The sequence below is a fragment of the Kitasatospora sp. NPDC005856 genome (assembly GCF_040629945.1).
Classification (GTDB): domain Bacteria; phylum Actinomycetota; class Actinomycetes; order Streptomycetales; family Streptomycetaceae; genus Kitasatospora.
The window spans coordinates 12,991-28,558 of record NZ_JBEXWT010000066.1 but is presented as its reverse complement, the minus strand read 5'-3'; the positions used below and the strand labels follow the sequence as shown (position 1 = coordinate 28,558).

At 75.4% G+C, this 15,568-nt stretch carries 12 protein-coding genes; 5 read left to right on the top strand and 7 right to left on the bottom strand.

From position 1 onward, the window contains the following. Position 1 precedes the first annotated feature (1 nt). The 6 genes from ABZ449_RS30545 to ABZ449_RS30520 form a co-directional block, all read right to left on the bottom strand. Positions 2–1,696: an L-aspartate oxidase gene (locus ABZ449_RS30545; RefSeq protein WP_360352644.1), complete on the bottom strand. Its 1,695-nt coding sequence runs from the start codon at positions 1,694–1,696 to the stop codon at positions 2–4. 14 nt (positions 1,697–1,710) lie between these two features. Beyond that, positions 1,711–2,160 carry an aspartate 1-decarboxylase gene (gene panD, locus ABZ449_RS30540; RefSeq protein ID WP_360352642.1) on the bottom strand — a complete coding sequence of 150 codons (450 nt, stop codon included), beginning with the start codon at positions 2,158–2,160 and terminating at the stop codon, positions 1,711–1,713. An 81-nt stretch (positions 2,161–2,241) separates the two neighbouring features. Continuing rightward, positions 2,242–3,147, bottom strand: coding sequence for a pantoate--beta-alanine ligase (gene panC / locus ABZ449_RS30535; protein ID WP_360352640.1), 906 nt, complete (start codon positions 3,145–3,147; stop codon positions 2,242–2,244). Further along, a complete protein-coding gene (locus ABZ449_RS30530) occupies positions 3,148–4,098 on the bottom strand; it encodes a DUF2520 domain-containing protein (protein WP_360352639.1) in 951 nt (316 codons plus the stop codon). A gap of 119 nt (positions 4,099–4,217) precedes the next feature. Beyond that, positions 4,218–4,907, bottom strand: a complete 690-nt coding sequence (locus ABZ449_RS30525; RefSeq protein WP_360352637.1) for a response regulator transcription factor — start codon at positions 4,905–4,907, stop codon at positions 4,218–4,220. 36 nt (positions 4,908–4,943) lie between these two features. Continuing rightward, positions 4,944–6,176: a sensor histidine kinase gene (locus ABZ449_RS30520; RefSeq protein ID WP_360352635.1), complete on the bottom strand. Its 1,233-nt coding sequence runs from the start codon at positions 6,174–6,176 to the stop codon at positions 4,944–4,946. 129 nt (positions 6,177–6,305) lie between these two features. Here ABZ449_RS30520 and ABZ449_RS30515 point away from each other — a divergent pair, with 129 nt between their 5' ends. Beyond that, positions 6,306–7,322 carry an SAM-dependent methyltransferase gene (locus tag ABZ449_RS30515; RefSeq protein ID WP_360352633.1) on the top strand — a complete coding sequence of 339 codons (1,017 nt, stop codon included), beginning with the start codon at positions 6,306–6,308 and terminating at the stop codon, positions 7,320–7,322. After that, positions 7,319–8,488, top strand: coding sequence for an NADH-quinone oxidoreductase subunit D (locus ABZ449_RS30510; protein ID WP_360352631.1), 1,170 nt, complete (start codon positions 7,319–7,321; stop codon positions 8,486–8,488). Before ABZ449_RS30515 ends, ABZ449_RS30510 begins: the two co-directional genes overlap by 4 nt. Positions 8,489–8,604: 116 nt before the next feature. On the opposite strand, the gene ABZ449_RS30505 is transcribed toward ABZ449_RS30510, so the two are convergent. Further along, positions 8,605–9,426: a hypothetical protein gene (locus ABZ449_RS30505; RefSeq protein WP_360352678.1), complete on the bottom strand. Its 822-nt coding sequence runs from the start codon at positions 9,424–9,426 to the stop codon at positions 8,605–8,607. Positions 9,427–9,781: 355 nt separating this feature from the next. On the opposite strand from ABZ449_RS30505, the gene ABZ449_RS30500 reads away from it, so the two are divergent. The 3 genes from ABZ449_RS30500 (at position 9,782) to ABZ449_RS30490 (ending at position 15,419) form a co-directional block, all read left to right on the top strand. Beyond that, entirely contained in the window at positions 9,782–10,258 is a 477-nt protein-coding gene (locus tag ABZ449_RS30500; protein WP_360352629.1) for a hypothetical protein, read from the top strand. Between the two features lie 26 nt (positions 10,259–10,284). Beyond that, positions 10,285–13,083: a toxin glutamine deamidase domain-containing protein gene (locus ABZ449_RS30495; protein ID WP_360352627.1), complete on the top strand. Its 2,799-nt coding sequence runs from the start codon at positions 10,285–10,287 to the stop codon at positions 13,081–13,083. Positions 13,084–14,123: 1,040 nt separating this feature from the next. Then, the gene (locus ABZ449_RS30490; protein ID WP_360352625.1) at positions 14,124–15,419 is read left to right on the top strand and encodes an SUKH-4 family immunity protein; all 1,296 of its coding nucleotides are present in this window, start codon (positions 14,124–14,126) and stop codon (positions 15,417–15,419) included. The last annotated feature ends 149 nt before the right edge of the window (positions 15,420–15,568 follow it).

The window sequence follows — 15,568 nt, the reverse complement described above, 5'->3', positions numbered from 1 at the left end:
TCTACTGCTCCTCAGGGGTGCTGACCGGGCCGCCGGTGGCGGCGAGGGTGGTGATCAGGTGGCGCCGCCAGTGGGCGTCGTCGCGCTCGGGGAAGTCCTCGCGCCAGTGGCAGCCGCGGGTCTCCGCGCGCTGCGCGGCGGCCGCGACCAGGGCGGTGGCGACCAGCAGCAGGTTGGCGGCCTCCCAGGTCTCCACCCGGGGGTCGGCCGGCTTCTCCTCGGCGACGTGCGCGTACGCCGACTCGGAGATCAGGGCGAGTCCGGCCGCGGTGCCGGCCATCGAGGCGGCCGAGCGCAGCACGCCCGCGCCGCGCGACATCAGCCGCTGGATCTCGGCGCGCGCCTCGGAGGCGGGCAGCGGGACCGCGGGCGCGGACCGGGCGGCCTCGACGTCCACCGTGCGCTCGGGCAGTTCGCCGGCCCGGTGCCGCTCGGCGAGGTCCTCGGCGATCCGCTCGGCGAAGACCAGGCCCTCCAGCAGCGAGTTGGAGGCCAGCCGGTTGGCGCCGTGCACGCCGGTGCAGGCGACCTCGCCGCAGGCGTACAGGCCGGGGACGCTGGTGCGGCCGTGCGGGTCGGTGCGCACGCCGCCGGAGGCGTAGTGGGCGGCCGGGGCGACCGGGATCGGCTCGGTGACCGGGTCGATGCCGTGCGCGCGGCAGGAGGCGAGGATGGTCGGGAAGCGCCGCTCCCACATCTCGGCGCCGAAGTGCCGCCCGTCCAGGAGCATGTGCTCGGCGCCCTGCTCCTGCATGCGCCGGGTGATCGCCTTGGCGACGATGTCGCGCGGGGCCAGTTCGGCCAGCTCGTGCTGCCCGACCATGAACCGGACGCCGTCCGCGTCCACCAGGTGGGCGCCCTCGCCGCGCACGGCCTCGGAGACCAGCGGCTGCTGGCCCTCGGCCTCCGGGCCGAGCCAGAGCACGGTCGGGTGGAACTGGACGAACTCCAGGTCGGTGACGGCGGCGCCGGCCCGCAGCGCGAGCGCCACGCCGTCGCCGGTGGAGACCGCCGGATTGGTGGTGGCCGAGAAGACCTGGCCCATGCCGCCGGTGGCGAGCACCACCGCGCGGGCCCGGACGGCTCCGACGCCGTCGCGCGCGCCCTCGCCCATCACGTGCAGGGTGAGCCCGGCGGCGTGGCCCTCGGCGTCGGTCAGCAGGTCGAGCACGAGCGCGTGCTCGATCAGCTCGATCTCCCCCGCGGCCAGGGCCGCTCGTGTCGCTGTGGTGCGGACGGCGGCGACCAGGGCGCGCGATATCTCGGCGCCGGTGGCGTCCCCGCCGGCGTGTGCGATCCGGTTCCGGTGGTGGCCGCCCTCGCGGGTCAGCAGGACGTGGCCGTCCTCGCCGCGGTCGAAGGCGGCGCCGGTGGCGATCAGCCGGCGCACGGCGTCCGGGCCCTCGGTGACCAGGGTGCGCACGGCCTCCTCGTCGCAGAGCCCGGCGCCGGCCACCAGGGTGTCGTCCAGGTGCTGTTCGGGGGTGTCCCCCTCACCCAGGGCGGCGGCGATGCCGCCCTGGGCCCAGCGGGTGGAGCCGTCGTCCAGCATCGCCTTGGTGACCACCATGACCCGCAGGCCGGCCTTGCGGGCGTTGAGCGCGACGGTGAGGCCGGCCACGCCGGAGCCGACCACGACCACGTCGGTGGTGGCGGTCCAGCCGGGGGCCGGGGCGGTGAGGCGGTGCGTGGACATCGTGGGTGGCTCCTTCAGCGCGAGGCGGCGTCGGCCGCGCCGTTGCCGTCACCGTACGCCTTGTCCCCGCGGAGCAGTCCGGTGCCCTCCTGGGCCTCGGCCGGGTCCCCGCCCAGGCCGGTGATCCGGTTCCGCTCGTCCACGAAGACGATCTTCGGCTCGTAGCCCTTGGCCTCGGCCGTGTCCATCTGCCCGTAGGCGATGAGTATGACCAGGTCGCCGGGGTGGACCAGGCGGGCGGCGGCGCCGTTGATGCCGATCACGCCGGAACCGCGCGGGCCGGCGATGGTGTAGGTCTCCAGCCGGGCACCGTTGTTGATGTCGACGATGTGGACCAGCTCGCCGGGGAGCAGGTCGGCGGCGTCGAGCAGGTCCTCGTCCACCGTGACGGATCCCACGTAGTGCAGGTCGGCCTGGGTCACGGTGGCCCGGTGGATCTTGGACTTGAGCATGGTGCGGAGCATTGCGGGTCACGCCTCCTGTGAGTGCATGCCGGAAGAGGGGTGCCGCCGGTGGCCCGGCGGACGGTGGAGCGGACTGGCGGACTAGCGAACGATGATGCGGACGTTGTCGATCAGACGGGTCGGGCCCACCTTCGCGGCGACGGCCAGCACCGCCTCGCCCTGGAAGTCGTCCGCCGCCTCCGAGAAGTCGTGCGGGTCGATCAGGGCGAGGTAGTCCAGGGTGACGCCCTCGGCACCGTCCAGGGCGGCCGAGGCGGCCTCGCGGACGGCCTTCGGGCCCTGCGCGGCGGCGTCCCGGCCGGCGAACAGGGCCTCGGACAGGGCGAGCGCCTGCGCGCGCTCCTGCGCCGAGAGGTAGCGGTTGCGCGAGGACAGCGCCAGGCCGTCCTCCTCGCGGACGGTCGGCACGCCGACGATCTCGACGTCGAAGTCCAGGTCGGCGACCATCCGCTGGATGATCGCCAGCTGCTGGGCGTCCTTCTCGCCGAAGAAGGCGAAGTCCGGGTCGGTGATGTGCAGCAGCTTGGCGACCACGGTCAGCACGCCGTCGAAGTGGCCGGGCCGGGTGGCGCCCTCGTAGCGCTCGCCCATCGGGCCGGCCACCAGGCGCACCTGCGGCTCGCCGTTCGGGTAGACCTCCTCGACGGACGGCGCGAAGACCACGTCGGCGCCGTTCTCCTCGGCCAGCCGCACGTCCTCGTCGAGGGTGCGCGGGTAGCGCTCCAGGTCCTCGCCGGCGCCGAACTGGAGCGGGTTGACGAAGACCGTCACCGCGACCCGGCCCTCCCGGCCGACCTGCTTGCGGGCGGCCCTGATCAGCGCGGCGTGGCCCTCGTGCAGCGCGCCCATGGTCATCACGACGGCGTTGTCCACCGGCTGCTCGTCCGGCCAGAACGCGGCCTCGAATTCGTCCACGGTGCGGGTGATGACGGCCCGGTGGACCTTCGGCGTCCGCTGGGGCTTGTTCGACTGCTTACCGCGTGCCATCTAGCGCTTCTCCTCGTTCAGTACGTCCAGCAGCGCCGCCGCCGACGTTTCGTCGATCGTCCCGTTGGCGAGCGCCCGCTGCGCGGTGGCGCGGGCCATCGCCCGGTAGGCCGCCGGGATGTCCGGGGACACCGTACTGAGCTGCGCCAGGTGGCGCCGCACGGTGCCCGCGTCGCCCCGGGCGACCGGGCCGGTGAGGGCCGCGTCGCCGGAGCGCAGGCTGTTGTCCAGGGCGGCGCCCAGCAGTGGGCCGAGCATCCGGCCGGGCTCGGCGACGCCGGCCGCGCGCAGCAGGTCCATCGCCTGCGCGACCAGGGTGACCAGGTGGTTCGAGCCGTGGGCGAGGGCGGTGTGGTAGAGCGGGCGGACCTCCTCGGGCACCCACTCGGGCTCGCCGCCCATCTCCACCACCAGCGCCTCGGCGACCGGCCGCAGCTCCTCGGGGGCGGTCACGCCGAACGGGCAGCCGGCCAGCCGGGCCAGGTCCACCGAGGTGCCGGTGAAGGTCATCGCCGGATGCAGGGCCAGCGGCAGCGCCCCGGCCCGGGTGGCGGGCTCCAGGACGGCGACGCCGTGCGCGCCGGAGGTGTGCACGACCAGCTGGCCGGGGCGGATCGCGCCGGTGGCGGCCAGCCCGGTCACCAGGTCGGCCAGCGCGTCGTCCGGGACGGTCAGCAGCACCAGGTCGGCGGCGGCCAGCACCTGCGGCGGGGTGACGATCCGCACGCCCGGCAGCAGCGCCTCGGCGCGGCGGCGGGAGGTGGCGGACACCCCGGAGGCGGCGACCACGGTGTGTCCGGCGAGCTGCAGCGCCGCGCCCAGCGCGGGACCGACCCGGCCGGTGCCGACCACGCCGACGGCCAGCCGGGCCGGACGGTTGCCGGGGTCACCGGGATCACCGAAGGCCCGGTCGCCGAGCGGGGCGAACTCGCTGAAGTCGGACGAACCCATGTCCACCCTTGTCCTGAATGACCGTTCCAGTCCTCGACGGGTACCGGACGTACCGCCCCAGTGTACGGGCGCCGCCCCCGCCTGCCCGGCGGATCTCCGCCGGCCGGCCCCCCGGTCCGTCAGTCCGTGGCCCCGGCCCGGATCAGCCCGGCCTCGTACGCCAGCACCACGGCCTGGACCCGGTCGCGCAGGCCCAGCTTGGCCAGGATCCGGCCGACGTGGGTCTTCACGGTCGCCTCGGAGAGCACCAGCCGGGCCGCGATCTCGCCGTTCGACAGCCCCTGGGCGACGAGCAGGAACACCTCCCGCTCGCGCTCGGTCAGCGGGCCGAGGACGTCCGAGCCGGGCGCGCTCTGCGGGGTGGGCAGCACCTCGGCGAAGCGGTCGAGCATCCGGCGGGTGGTGGTCGGCGCGACCACCGCGTCCCCGCCGTGCACCGCGCGGATCGCGGCCACCAGCTCGGTCGGCGGGACGTCCTTGAGCAGGAAGCCGCTGGCACCGGCCTTGAGCGCGGCGAAGGCGTACTCGTCCAGGTCGAAGGTGGTCAGGATGAGCACGTGCGGGGCGTTCGGCAGCGGGCTGCCGTCCTCGGCCAGACAGATCCGGCGGGTCGCCTGCACGCCGTCCAGCCGCGGCATGCGGACGTCCATCAGGATGACGTCCACCTCGGTGCGCCGCAGCAGCTCGAGGGCCTGCGCGCCGTCGCCCGCCTCGGCGGCGATCTCGATGTCGCCCTGCGACTGGAGGATCATCCGGAAGCCGGTGCGCAGCAGTTCCTGGTCGTCGACGAGCATCACGCGGATGGTCAAGGTGGGACTCCTTGGAGGGGGGGACGGCGGACGGGGCTAGTGGGCCGCCTTGAGCGGCAGGACGGCGCGGATCCGGAAACCGCCGCCGGGGCGGGGGCCCACGTCGAGCCGGCCGCTGACCATGCCGACGCGCTCGCGCATGCCGATCAGGCCGTGGCCGAGGCCGTCCGCGCCGCCCGCGGTCAGCTGCTCGTCGGTGCTGCCCCGTCCGTCGTCCTCCACCAGGACGGCCAGCTCGCGCTCGCCGAAGTCGACCGCGACCCGGGCGTGCACGTCGGGGCCGCCGTGCTTGCGGACGTTGGTGAGCGCCTCCTGGACGATCCGGTAGACGGTCAGCTCGACGCCGCGCGGCAGCTCGCGCGGCTGCCCGGAGGTGGCGTAGTCCACGTCGAGCCCGGCGGTGCGGACCTGCTCCAGCAGCTCCGGCAGCTCCTCGACGCCCGGCTGCGGCACGTACTCCTCGGCCCTGGTGTCGGAGGTGCGCAGCACGCCCAGCAGGCGGCGCATCTCGACCAGGGCCTGGCGGCCGGTGGAGGCGATCGTGCCGAGCGCCTCCTTCGCCTGCTGCGGGGAGTTGTCCAGGACGTACGCGGCGCCGTCGGCCTGGACGATCATCACCGAGACGTTGTGCGCGACCACGTCGTGGAGCTCGCGGGCGATCCGGGCCCGCTCGGCGGCGACCGCCACCTTGGACTGGGCGTCCCGCTCGCGCTCCAGCCGGGCGGCGCGGTCCTCCAGCTCGGTCAGGTAGGCGCGGCGCACCCTGGTCAGTCGGCCCCAGGCCCAGCAGAGGATGAACGGCGTGCTCATCAGCAGCGTGATCAGCGCCGCCTCGCCGAAGGTGTACGGGCGGGTGTGCGGGTCGCCCGCCTGGTCGAAGACCGTCTTCACCGGCTTCATCTGCCAGAACACCAGCGGCCCGGCGGAGAGGCCGGCCGCCAGGGCCAGCCGGGAGGTCCACTTCTGGCCGAAGGCGGCGCCGGTGTAGGCGAAGACCAGGTAGGCGATCGAGGAGCCGCCCGGCGACACGCCCGCGACCACCTGGCCGACGCCGATGCCGGCCGCGGCGGCCACCGTGAGGTCGGGGTGGCGCCGCCGGAAGACCATCAGCAGCGGCAGCAGCACCGCGATCAGGATCGAGGCGTCGAAGAGCCAGCCCTCGTCGAGGGAGGCGTCGTTCGGCAGCAGGCCGAAGAACAGCACGATCGACGCCCAGGCGGCGTCGACCACCATGGGGTGACGGCGGAGCCAGGCGTTGAGTCGATGCACGTGTCCAGCGTAGGCAGTCGCTCCGTGTGCCCAGGTCCGCCGGTAGGGCGATCCGCCCTACTCCGTAGGTCGGAGAAGCACCTGATCCGATTGGGTGGGCCACGACGCGGCCGGGTAGCGTCCCGCCCCATGACTTGGATGCGGTGGGCGCCCGCGATGGAACAGGCCCTGTACGAGCCCGGGCGGGGCTTCTACCGCAGGCCGGAGGGCCCCGCCGGGCACTTCCGCACCTCCGTGCACGCCTCCCCGAGGTTCGCCCGTGCGGTGGCCCGGCTGCTGCTGGAGGTTGACGCGGCCCTCGGTCGTCCGGAGGAGCTGGCCCTGGTCGACGTGGGGGCCGGGCGGGGCGAACTGCTCACCGGCGTCCTGGCCGAGCTGCCCGCCGAGGTGCTGGCGCGGCTGCGCCCGTACGGCGTGGAGATCGCCGGGCGCCCGGCCGGCCTGCCGTCCACAGCCCTGTGGACGGACGAACCGCCGCGCGGGGTGACCGGGCTGCTGTTCGCCAACGAGTGGCTGGACAACGTCCCGCTGGACGCCGGCGAGGTCGACGAGGACGGGGTGCTGCGCTACGTGGAGGTGGACACCGCGACGGGCGAGCAGCGGCTCGGCGAGCCGGTGTCGGAGGCCGACGCGGCCTGGGCCGCCCGCTGGTGGCCGGTCGCGGAGCCCGGCGGGGCGGTGGAGTTCGGCGGCCCCCGGGACGCCGCCTGGGCGCGGGCCGTGGCCGGGCTGGAGCGGGGCCTGGCCGTCGCCGTCGACTACGGGCACACCGCCGGGAGGCGGCCGCCGTTCGGCACGTTCGCCGGCTTCCGGGACGGCCGGGAGGTGGCCCCGGTGCCGGACGGCTCCTGCGACGTCACCGCGCACGTCGCACTGGACTCCGTCGCCGCGCCCGCCCTCCACAGCCTGTGGACAACCCAGCGCGAGGCACTGCGCGCGCTCGGCGTGAGCGGCGAACGCCCGGCGCTCGCGCTGGCCACCAGCGACCCGGCCGGCTACCTGCGGGCGCTGAGCGGGGCCGGGGAGGGGGCCGAACTGATCGACCCGGGCGGGCTGGGCGGGTTCGGGTGGCTGGTACAGGCCGTCCGGATGTCGGAACCTGCGAGCTTGGCGGCCCTGCCGGGATGGCAGACTCTGGGGGCATGAGGGAGACCACGGTCGGCATCGGGGCGGGAGCCGAGAACTTCACCGGCGCGGCGGGCAGCACCGACATGGTGCTCAACATCGGCCCGCAGCACCCGGCCACCCACGGCGTGCTGCGGCTGCGGATGCTGCTCGACGGTGAGCGCATCGTGAGCGCCGAGCCGGTGATCGGCTACATGCACCGGGGCGCCGAGAAGCTGTTCGAGGCCCGCGACTACCGGCAGATCATCATGCTGGCCAACCGGCACGACTGGCTCTCCGCCTTCTCCAACGAGCTCGGCGTCGTCATGGCCGTCGAACGGATGCTCGGCATGGAGGTCCCCGAGCGGGCGGTGTGGATCCGCACCCTGCTCGCCGAGCTCAACCGGGTGCTCAACCACCTGATGTTCCTCGGCTCGTACCCGCTGGAGCTGGGCGGGATCACCCCGGTCTTCCACGCCTTCAACGGCCGCGAGGACCTCCAGCACGTGCTGGAGGAGGCATCCGGCGGCCGGATGCACTACATGTTCAACCGGGTCGGCGGCCTCAAGGAGGACCTGCCGGCCGGCTGGCTCGGCCGGGTCCGCGCCGCCGTCGCCACCGTGCGCTCGCAGCTGCCGGTCTTCGAGGACCTCGTCCTCGGCAACGAGATCTTCCGCGCCCGCACCGCCGGCGTCGGCGTCCTCACCCGGGCGCAGGCCGAGGCGTACGGCGTCAGCGGCCCGATCGCCCGGGCCAGCGGCCTCGACCTCGACCTGCGCCGCGACGAGCCGTACCTCGCGTACGGCTCCGAGGAACTGCGGCAGGTGCTCACCGTGGTCACCCGGGAGGAGGGCGACTGCCTGGCCCGCTTCGAGTGCCTGCTGGAGCAGACCCTCAACTCGCTGGACCTCGCCGACGCCTGCCTCGACAAGCTCGCCGCGCTGCCGCCCGGCCCGGTCAACCAGCGGCTGCCCAAGGTGCTCAAGGCACCCGAGGGCAGCACCTACGCGTGGACCGAGAACCCGCTCGGGATCAACGGCTACTACCTGGTCTCGCGCGGCGACAAGACGCCGTGGCGGCTCAAGCTGCGCTCGGCGTCCTTCAACAACATCCAGGCGCTGACCGAGTTGCTGCCGGGGACGCTGGTCGCGGACATGGTGGCGATCCTGGGGTCGATGTTCTTCGTGGTCGGGGACATCGACAAGTAGGCCGGTGCGGGCTCGTGGACCTGGGCGGGCTCGTGGCCCTGTGCGGGTGGGTGGGCCGGTGCGGGTGGGTGGGCCGGTGCAGGTGAGCGGGCCGGTGTCGACGCGTGCGGCCCCGGTCAGTCCTTCTTGGACTTCTTGACCGGGTCCGCCGGGTGCGGGGCCACCTTGCGGTCGCCCTTGGTGGCGATCCGCTCCTCGCACAGCCGGGCCAGCACCTCGTACGCCTTCCGTCCCATCAGCTCGGTGAGCTCGGGGCGGTAGCTGACGTACACCGGCTCCGCGCCCTGGTGGGCCGCCGGGGCGCCGGTGCACCACCAGTGCAGGTCGTGGCCGCCCGGGCCCCAGCCGCGGCGGTCGTACTCGCCGATCGAGACCTGGAGGTAGCGGGTGTCGTCGGGACGGTCGATCCAGTCGTAGGTGCGGCGGATCGGCAGCTGCCAGCAGACGTCCGGCTTGGTCTCCAGCGGCTCGCGGCCCTCCTTGAGCGCCAGCGCGTGCAGGGCGCAGCCGGCGCCACCGGCGAAGCCCGGGCTGTTCACGAAGATGCAGGCGCCGTTGACCCGGCGGGTCTGGCGGTCACCGTCCTCGTCGAGCATGGTGATGCCGCCGTCGGACCTGATCCGGCCCTTGGCGTCGGTGCCCTCGGCGAAGTTCTGCCACAGCTCGGGGGTCAGCCGGGCCGCGTGCCCCAGGACGCGCTTCTCGTCGTCCTCGTCCGAGTAGTGCGCGCCCAGCGTGCAGCAGCCGTCCGACTCGCCGCGGCCCTCGCGGATGCCGTGGCAGCCCTGGCCGAAGACGCAGGACCAGCGGGAGGTCAGCCAGGTGAGGTCGCAGCGGAAGACCTGCTCCTCGTCGGCGGGGTCGGCGAACTCGACCCAGGCGCGGGCGAAGTCGAGCGGGACCTCGTCGCGCGGGATCTCGCGCCGCAGGGTCGGCATCGTGAGGTCGACGGGGGCGGGGGAGGCCTTGGGATTCGCCTTGGCCTTCTTCTTGGACGTTTCTGCTGGTGCCACCCGGCAAGGGTAGAGCTTTCGGTGGCGGGGGCGCGGCGGCGGGACCGGTGGCGGGGTCGGTGGCGGGTCGGTCGGTCGGTGGCGGGGCACGTGGTGGGGGCGGTGGCGGGGCCGGTGCGGCGGGGCCGGTGCGGCGGGGCCGGTGCGGTGGGGCCGGTGCGGTGGGGTCGACCGGAGTGAAGGCGGGGTGAAGAGGTCAGTCGGGCCCTGCGGGCGGGCCCGGGGGCGTGCCTAGGATGGCGGCCGGTCCGTCACGGGGCCGCTACGGGGAGGTGCGGGGATGGCAGGCGGCAGTACCGGGGCGTCCGGCCGCGCGGGCGGGAAGGCGGGCGGGGAGTTCGTCCTCAAGCCGTGGGAACTGCACGGCGAGGCAAAGGAGTTCGAGAAGCTCGGCGGCGAGCTGGCGAAGGCCGTCATCGCCCTCGAGCAGGGCCTCGCCGCGCTCGGCGCCCCCTGGGGGGCCGACCAGCCGGGCAGCGGCTTCGCCACCGTGTACGGGCAGGCTCGCGGTGAACTCGTCGGCGGGCTGAGGGGGTTGGCAGGGCGGGTGGCCGGGGTCGGGGCCGGGCTGCACACCATGGCCGCGCGGACGGCCGACGCGGACAGTTCGGCGGCGAGCGGGTTCGGGGCGACGGCGGTGCCTGCGGGCCCGGGGGTGACGGGGGCCTCGGCGGGGACATCCGCCGCCGTGAATCCGACGGCGCCGGGGGCAACCCCGGGGGCGGCTCCCGCCGTCCCCACGGACATGTCGGTCTGACGGACCCGGCTCGAAGGGGGAAGCGCGTGTCCCGGAAACTGCCCGAGGAACTGGTCCCGGTCCTGGCCCGGACCGGCCAGCAGTGGCCGCAGGCCGACGAGGAGGGCCTGCGCAAGGCCGCCGGCGTCTGGCGCGAGTTCGGCAAGGAGGCCGACCGGCTCACCCGTCGCTGCGGCGAGTCCGTCCGGCGGGTCACCGCCGACAACTCCGGCCACGCGGTCGAGGCCTTCGACACGTACTGGCAGGGCTTCAGCGGCGGCGGCAAGGGCCACCTGGACGACGCGCACAGCGCGGTCGGGCTGGTCGCCGGGGCGTTCGACACGGCCGCGCGGGCCGTGGACACCTGCAAGGCCGAGATCATCGCGACCCTGCAGCAGCTCGCCGCCGACCTCCGGCAGGCCGAGCAGCAGGCGGCCGAGGCCAAGCGGGCGGCCGCCGAGGTCGCCGCGGCGGCCGACGGCGACCCGGCGAGCGGGGTGGTCGGCGGACTGCGGAAGGCCGTCGGCGGTCTCGCGTCCAAGGTGGGGAACACCGCCACCGAGCAGGTCGCGGCGGGCATGGCGGCCGTCGCCGTCGAGGCCGCCGGGCTGAAGATCGGCGGCCTCCTCGCCGAACTCGGCCGCGCCATGAAGGACGCCCTGTCCGGCGTGCTCAAGGAGCCGGCCGCCGTCGCCCTGCTGAAGCTCGGCACCGCGCAGGGGACGGGGATCACCGCCGCCTCGTACCGCGGCGGCGCGTTCGACCCGCTCGCCGCCGGGCTGCCCGCCGCCCTCGGCGAACCGGGCGTGCTCGGCGCGGACGGCTCCGGGCTGGTCCTGCTCGCCGGGAAGGACGGCAAGCCGCTGGTCGGCGTGCCCGGGCTGACGGTCCAGGTGGACGAGCACGGCAAGCCCGTCCTCGGCCGGGACGGGCAGCCGGTCATCCTCCGTGCCGACGGCACACCGGTGGCCGACGCCACCGGGCTGCTGGTCGTCCCGGGGCCGGACGGCAAGCCGGTGGTCGGGGTGGCGGACCTGGCCGTCCGGCTGGACGAGCACGGGCAGCCGCAGCTCACCGACGAGAACGGCAAGGCGGTCCGCGGGGTGCCGCTCGCCGGGCTGACGGCGGGGGCGGACGGGCCCGGCGGCGAGAAGCCGGGTGTCGACAAGCCTGGTGGCGAGAAGCCCGGCGGTGACAAGCCCGGCGGTGACAAGCCCGGCTGGCCGGCGGACCCGAAGGTGCCGGGCGCGGTGGCGGTGGCCTCGGTCGCGGTGGCGGATCCGGGGGCGGTCGTCGGTGGGCCGGACGTGGCGGTCACGGCGAGCGCGTCGGGGGGCGGGGCGTCGGCGGGCGGGTCCGCGGCCGGGGGCTCGCCCGGGCAGCACCGGGCGACGGGTGGCGGCGGTGGTGGCGGCGACTGGACGCCGCCGGCGCCGTCCGCGGCCGCGCCGGTCCGGCCGGGCGGCGGATCGGCGGTCCGGTCGGACGGGGACTACCCGCTCCAGGCGCCCGCGGCCTCCTCGCACGGCGGCGGAGGTGCTGCGGGCGTCGGCGGTGGCGGCGGGCCGGTGACCGTGCGGACGGACTCGGTGAGCGCGCCGGCCGCGCCGGCCACCACGCCCGTCACCGCGCCCTCCGCCGGCGGCCCCGGGTACGGCCCGACGCCGGACGCTCCGCCGACGGTCCGGCCGGTCGCGGTGCCCGGGCAGTTCGGGACCCCGGCGTACGGCGGCGGGTACGGCGGGTACCAGCCCGTCGGCACCGTCGGGCCCGGGCCGTTGGCGGGCGCCGCCGGCGGGCCCGTGAACGTGGCGGCGCCGTTCGGCAGCGGCGTCGGGGCAGGCGCGACCGGCAGTCCGGGCGGCGTGGTGGGCGGTGGGTCGGCGGTCGGCACGCCGCAGCCGGGTACGCCGCAGTCGGGTGCGCCGCAGCCGGGTGCGTCACAGCCGGGTGCGCCGGCGGCCCGGACCCCGGCAGGCGCGGCGCCGCACCCGGTCGTCGGACCGCCGCCCGCCCACGCCGCGCCGCCACCCCCGGCAGCGCCCCCGATCGTCGGGACCAGCCCGGTGATCGGCCGGCCCGAAACCCACCCGGTGGAGGCCCGGCGGCGGGAGCACGCGGCGGGCGTCGCCGACCCCACCCTCGCCTGGGGTGCGGTCCCGGTCGCGACCGCCCACGCGATGGCCCTCCAACTCGCCCTGCGCGCACGGCGCGGAGCCCGGCCGGAGGATCGGGCGGTCCGGCCGCGCAGCATCGCCGACAGCCGTCCGTACGGCCTGCCGGGCGGGCTCGCGCCGGTCGACCCGCAGCACCAGGCCGAACTCGAACGCCGCGCGCCCCGGGACGAGGACGGCCTGCCCGTCCGTCACCCCGATCCGGCGGCCGGCGGCTGGGCGGAGGCCGTCAACGACGGCGGCTACCGCGAACCGGGCCGGGCCAACAACAGCCTGGAGATCGCCCTCTCGGCGGTCGAGACCTACACCGGCCGCCCGACCTGCGCGGCGCCGCGCATCCCCAGCGAGGGCGACGCCGGCGAACGCGGCGGCCGGGACCGCGCCGAACGCGAACTCGGCGCCCCCTTCCGGGACCTGGGCGACGGCGTCCGCGCCTTCGACCGTCTCGCCGACGACCTCCGCCGCGCCGGCCACGGCTCCCAGGCGGTGCTCCTCACCCTCGACCCCTACGGTCGCCCGCACGCCTGGAACGCCGTCAACCACCAGGACACCGTCACCTACCTCGACCACCAACTCGCCCGCCAAGCCCCCGCCCCCCTCCACCCCGCCACCCAAGGCCTCTGGGCCATCACCCTCACCCCCGAAGGCCGCCCCCTCGCGTCCACCCCCTGACCCCGGCCCCTCAACGCCGAACCGCGCAGCCCCCGCAAGCGGCAGAAGCCCGCACGAGAAGTCGGCCCATCCGACTTCTCACCCCCAACCGCCGCATTGGGCGTTGGGCCCGCGCGGAGCTGGCCGGTTGCCATTTCTGGCGTGGGTTCGGTTCGCGAGGGGCCTGCGCGAGAAGTCGGCCCGTCCGACTTCCTGCGCGGGCCGCTGCGGTGCCCGTCAGCCGCGGAGCGTGCAGAAGCGGGAGAGAGCCGCACGAGATCGACCAGGTTGACTTCCTGCGTGTCGCTGCGCTGCTCCTCGGCGGCGGAGGGCACGGAAGCGCGAGGTGTCGCACGAGAAGTCGGCCCGTCCGACTTCCTGCGCGCATTCGATGTTGCTGGGCTCCGGCCTGGGGCGGAAAGAAGTAGACCGACCGACATAATTTGCCTCAGTGGTGCACGGAAAGTCGAAAGCGCCGACTTTTGGTGCGTGCGGGTCTCGTGAGGGGCCTGCACAGGAAGTCGGCTGGGTTGACTTCCTGTGCAGGCCCCTGTGCTGCCCGTCGATGGTGGGGCGTGCGGAATGGGAGGAGTCCGCATGAGAAGTCGACTGGTCCGACTTTCTGTGCGGATTCGGGGTGGCCGGGTCTCGGGCCGGGGTGGAAATGAGTAGACCGACCGACATAATTTCCCCTCATGTGCGCAGAAAGTCGGCGGGGCTGACTTTTGGCGTGTGCGGTTCTCGCGAGGGGGAGCGCGGGAAGTCGGCTGAGTCGACTTCCTGCGCAGTTGCGACGGGGCCCGGCAGCTGTGGAAGCGCGGAACGGAGGAAGCCCGGGCGCTTGGGCGCATGGGGAGTCGGCGGGGGTGACATTTCGTGCGAGAGGGGCGCGCGGCAGCCGGGGGAGGGCTGCGTGGGGAGTCGGCGGGGGCGGCTTCTGGGGCGTGCGGGGGTTGCGTGGGGAGTCGGCGTGGGTGGGTGCTGGTGGTTGGTGTGGGGGCGTAGGGTCGCGGGTCGGGCCGGGACGGGCGGCGGGGAGTGGACGGGACGGGGGTGGCCGGGTGATTTCTCGGGCGCAGGCGGTGGAGGCGGGGCACCGGTGGATCAACGGGGATCTGCCGCAGGGCGCCGGGGCGGTGCGGCGGGTGTGCACCCACGAGTTCGAGCTCGGCTGGGTGGTGTGGGCGAAGCCCGCCCGGGCGGTGGTCGACCCGCGGACGGGGGAGCGGCGGGCGCCCGAGGAGGTGGGGGCGGCCTGTGCCGTGGTGGACCGGGAGAGCGGACGGTTCACGGTGTGGCCCTCGGTGCCGGTGGACGAAGTGGTCGGGCTGTACCGGGACTTCGTCGGCGCCGGCGGCTACGACCCGACCCTTCCGCCGGCAACCGGCCGGGGTGCCCGGGCCGAGTTGACCTACCGGGACGGGGGGACCGGCGAGGAGCGCTCGTTGGCCCTGCGCTCCGCGGCGGGCCTGCCGCACCCGGCGCTGCGCGGCTGGTGGTGGCTGCGCGAGCAGGGCGTGGCGGCCGAGGACGTGCTCGCCGTCCGGACCGACCTGCGGATGAGCGCCCTGCCCGGCGGCTACTGGTCGTACGCGCTGGCCGCCGAACTGCCCCACACCCGGCTCGACTTCGAGCTCCCGTACGGTCCGCGCTTCGACCACCGGGCGGCTGCCGTGCGGGCGCTGCCCGCGCCGGCGGACGGTCCGGCCCGCAACCGGGTGCCCTTCCCCCGTGCGGTGCGGAACGCGCCCGACGAGCCCGACAGCGCGCTCGCCGCCCGGCTCGCGGAGCGGTTCGGCCCGGCCGGCGTCCAGCGGTTCGAGCCGGCCGACGTCGCCCGCGCCGAACTGCCCGGGGACGCGGCCGCGTTGCTGCTGGCGGTGGGCGTCCCGGTGGCCGTGCCGGGGTTCTTCGCGCTGCACCACCCGGGCGCGGAGGCGATCGCCGACGGCACCCGCCAGGGCACTGTCCTGCCCCCGCTCGCCGCGCACCTGGCCGAGTCCGGCCGCGGCACCCGGGCGGCCGAGCGGGAGCGCCTGGCGCTCGCCGGGCAGCTGGTGCTGGGGACGGACGGCTGGGCGCTGCTGGCCCTCGACCCGGTGGACGGCGCCGTCCGCGCGGTGGACCCGGACTACGCGACCGCCCGTCACGGCAATGCGAGCCTGCGCGCCTTCGTCCGCTGCCTGGAGGTGTTCGCCGGCTGGTGGCCCGCTCTGCGCGGGCTCGACCCGGTGGCCGCGGGCGCGGCGGTGGCCGCCCTGCAAGGCGCGCTGGCGGAGGCGGACGGCACGGTCTTCGCCGACCCGGAGAACTGGTGGGCCGTCATCGTGGAGCAGCTCTGGGACGGCCTGCTGTGACGGCCGGCCGGTTGCACCAGGCGCATGGAGCGCACCAGGCACACGGAGCGCACCGGATACACGGAGTGCACCGGGCGCACGGAGCACAGCGGGCACGCCGGTCGCGCCACCGGTGAACCCGCGAGGCCCCTGGTCACCCGGTCGGTACT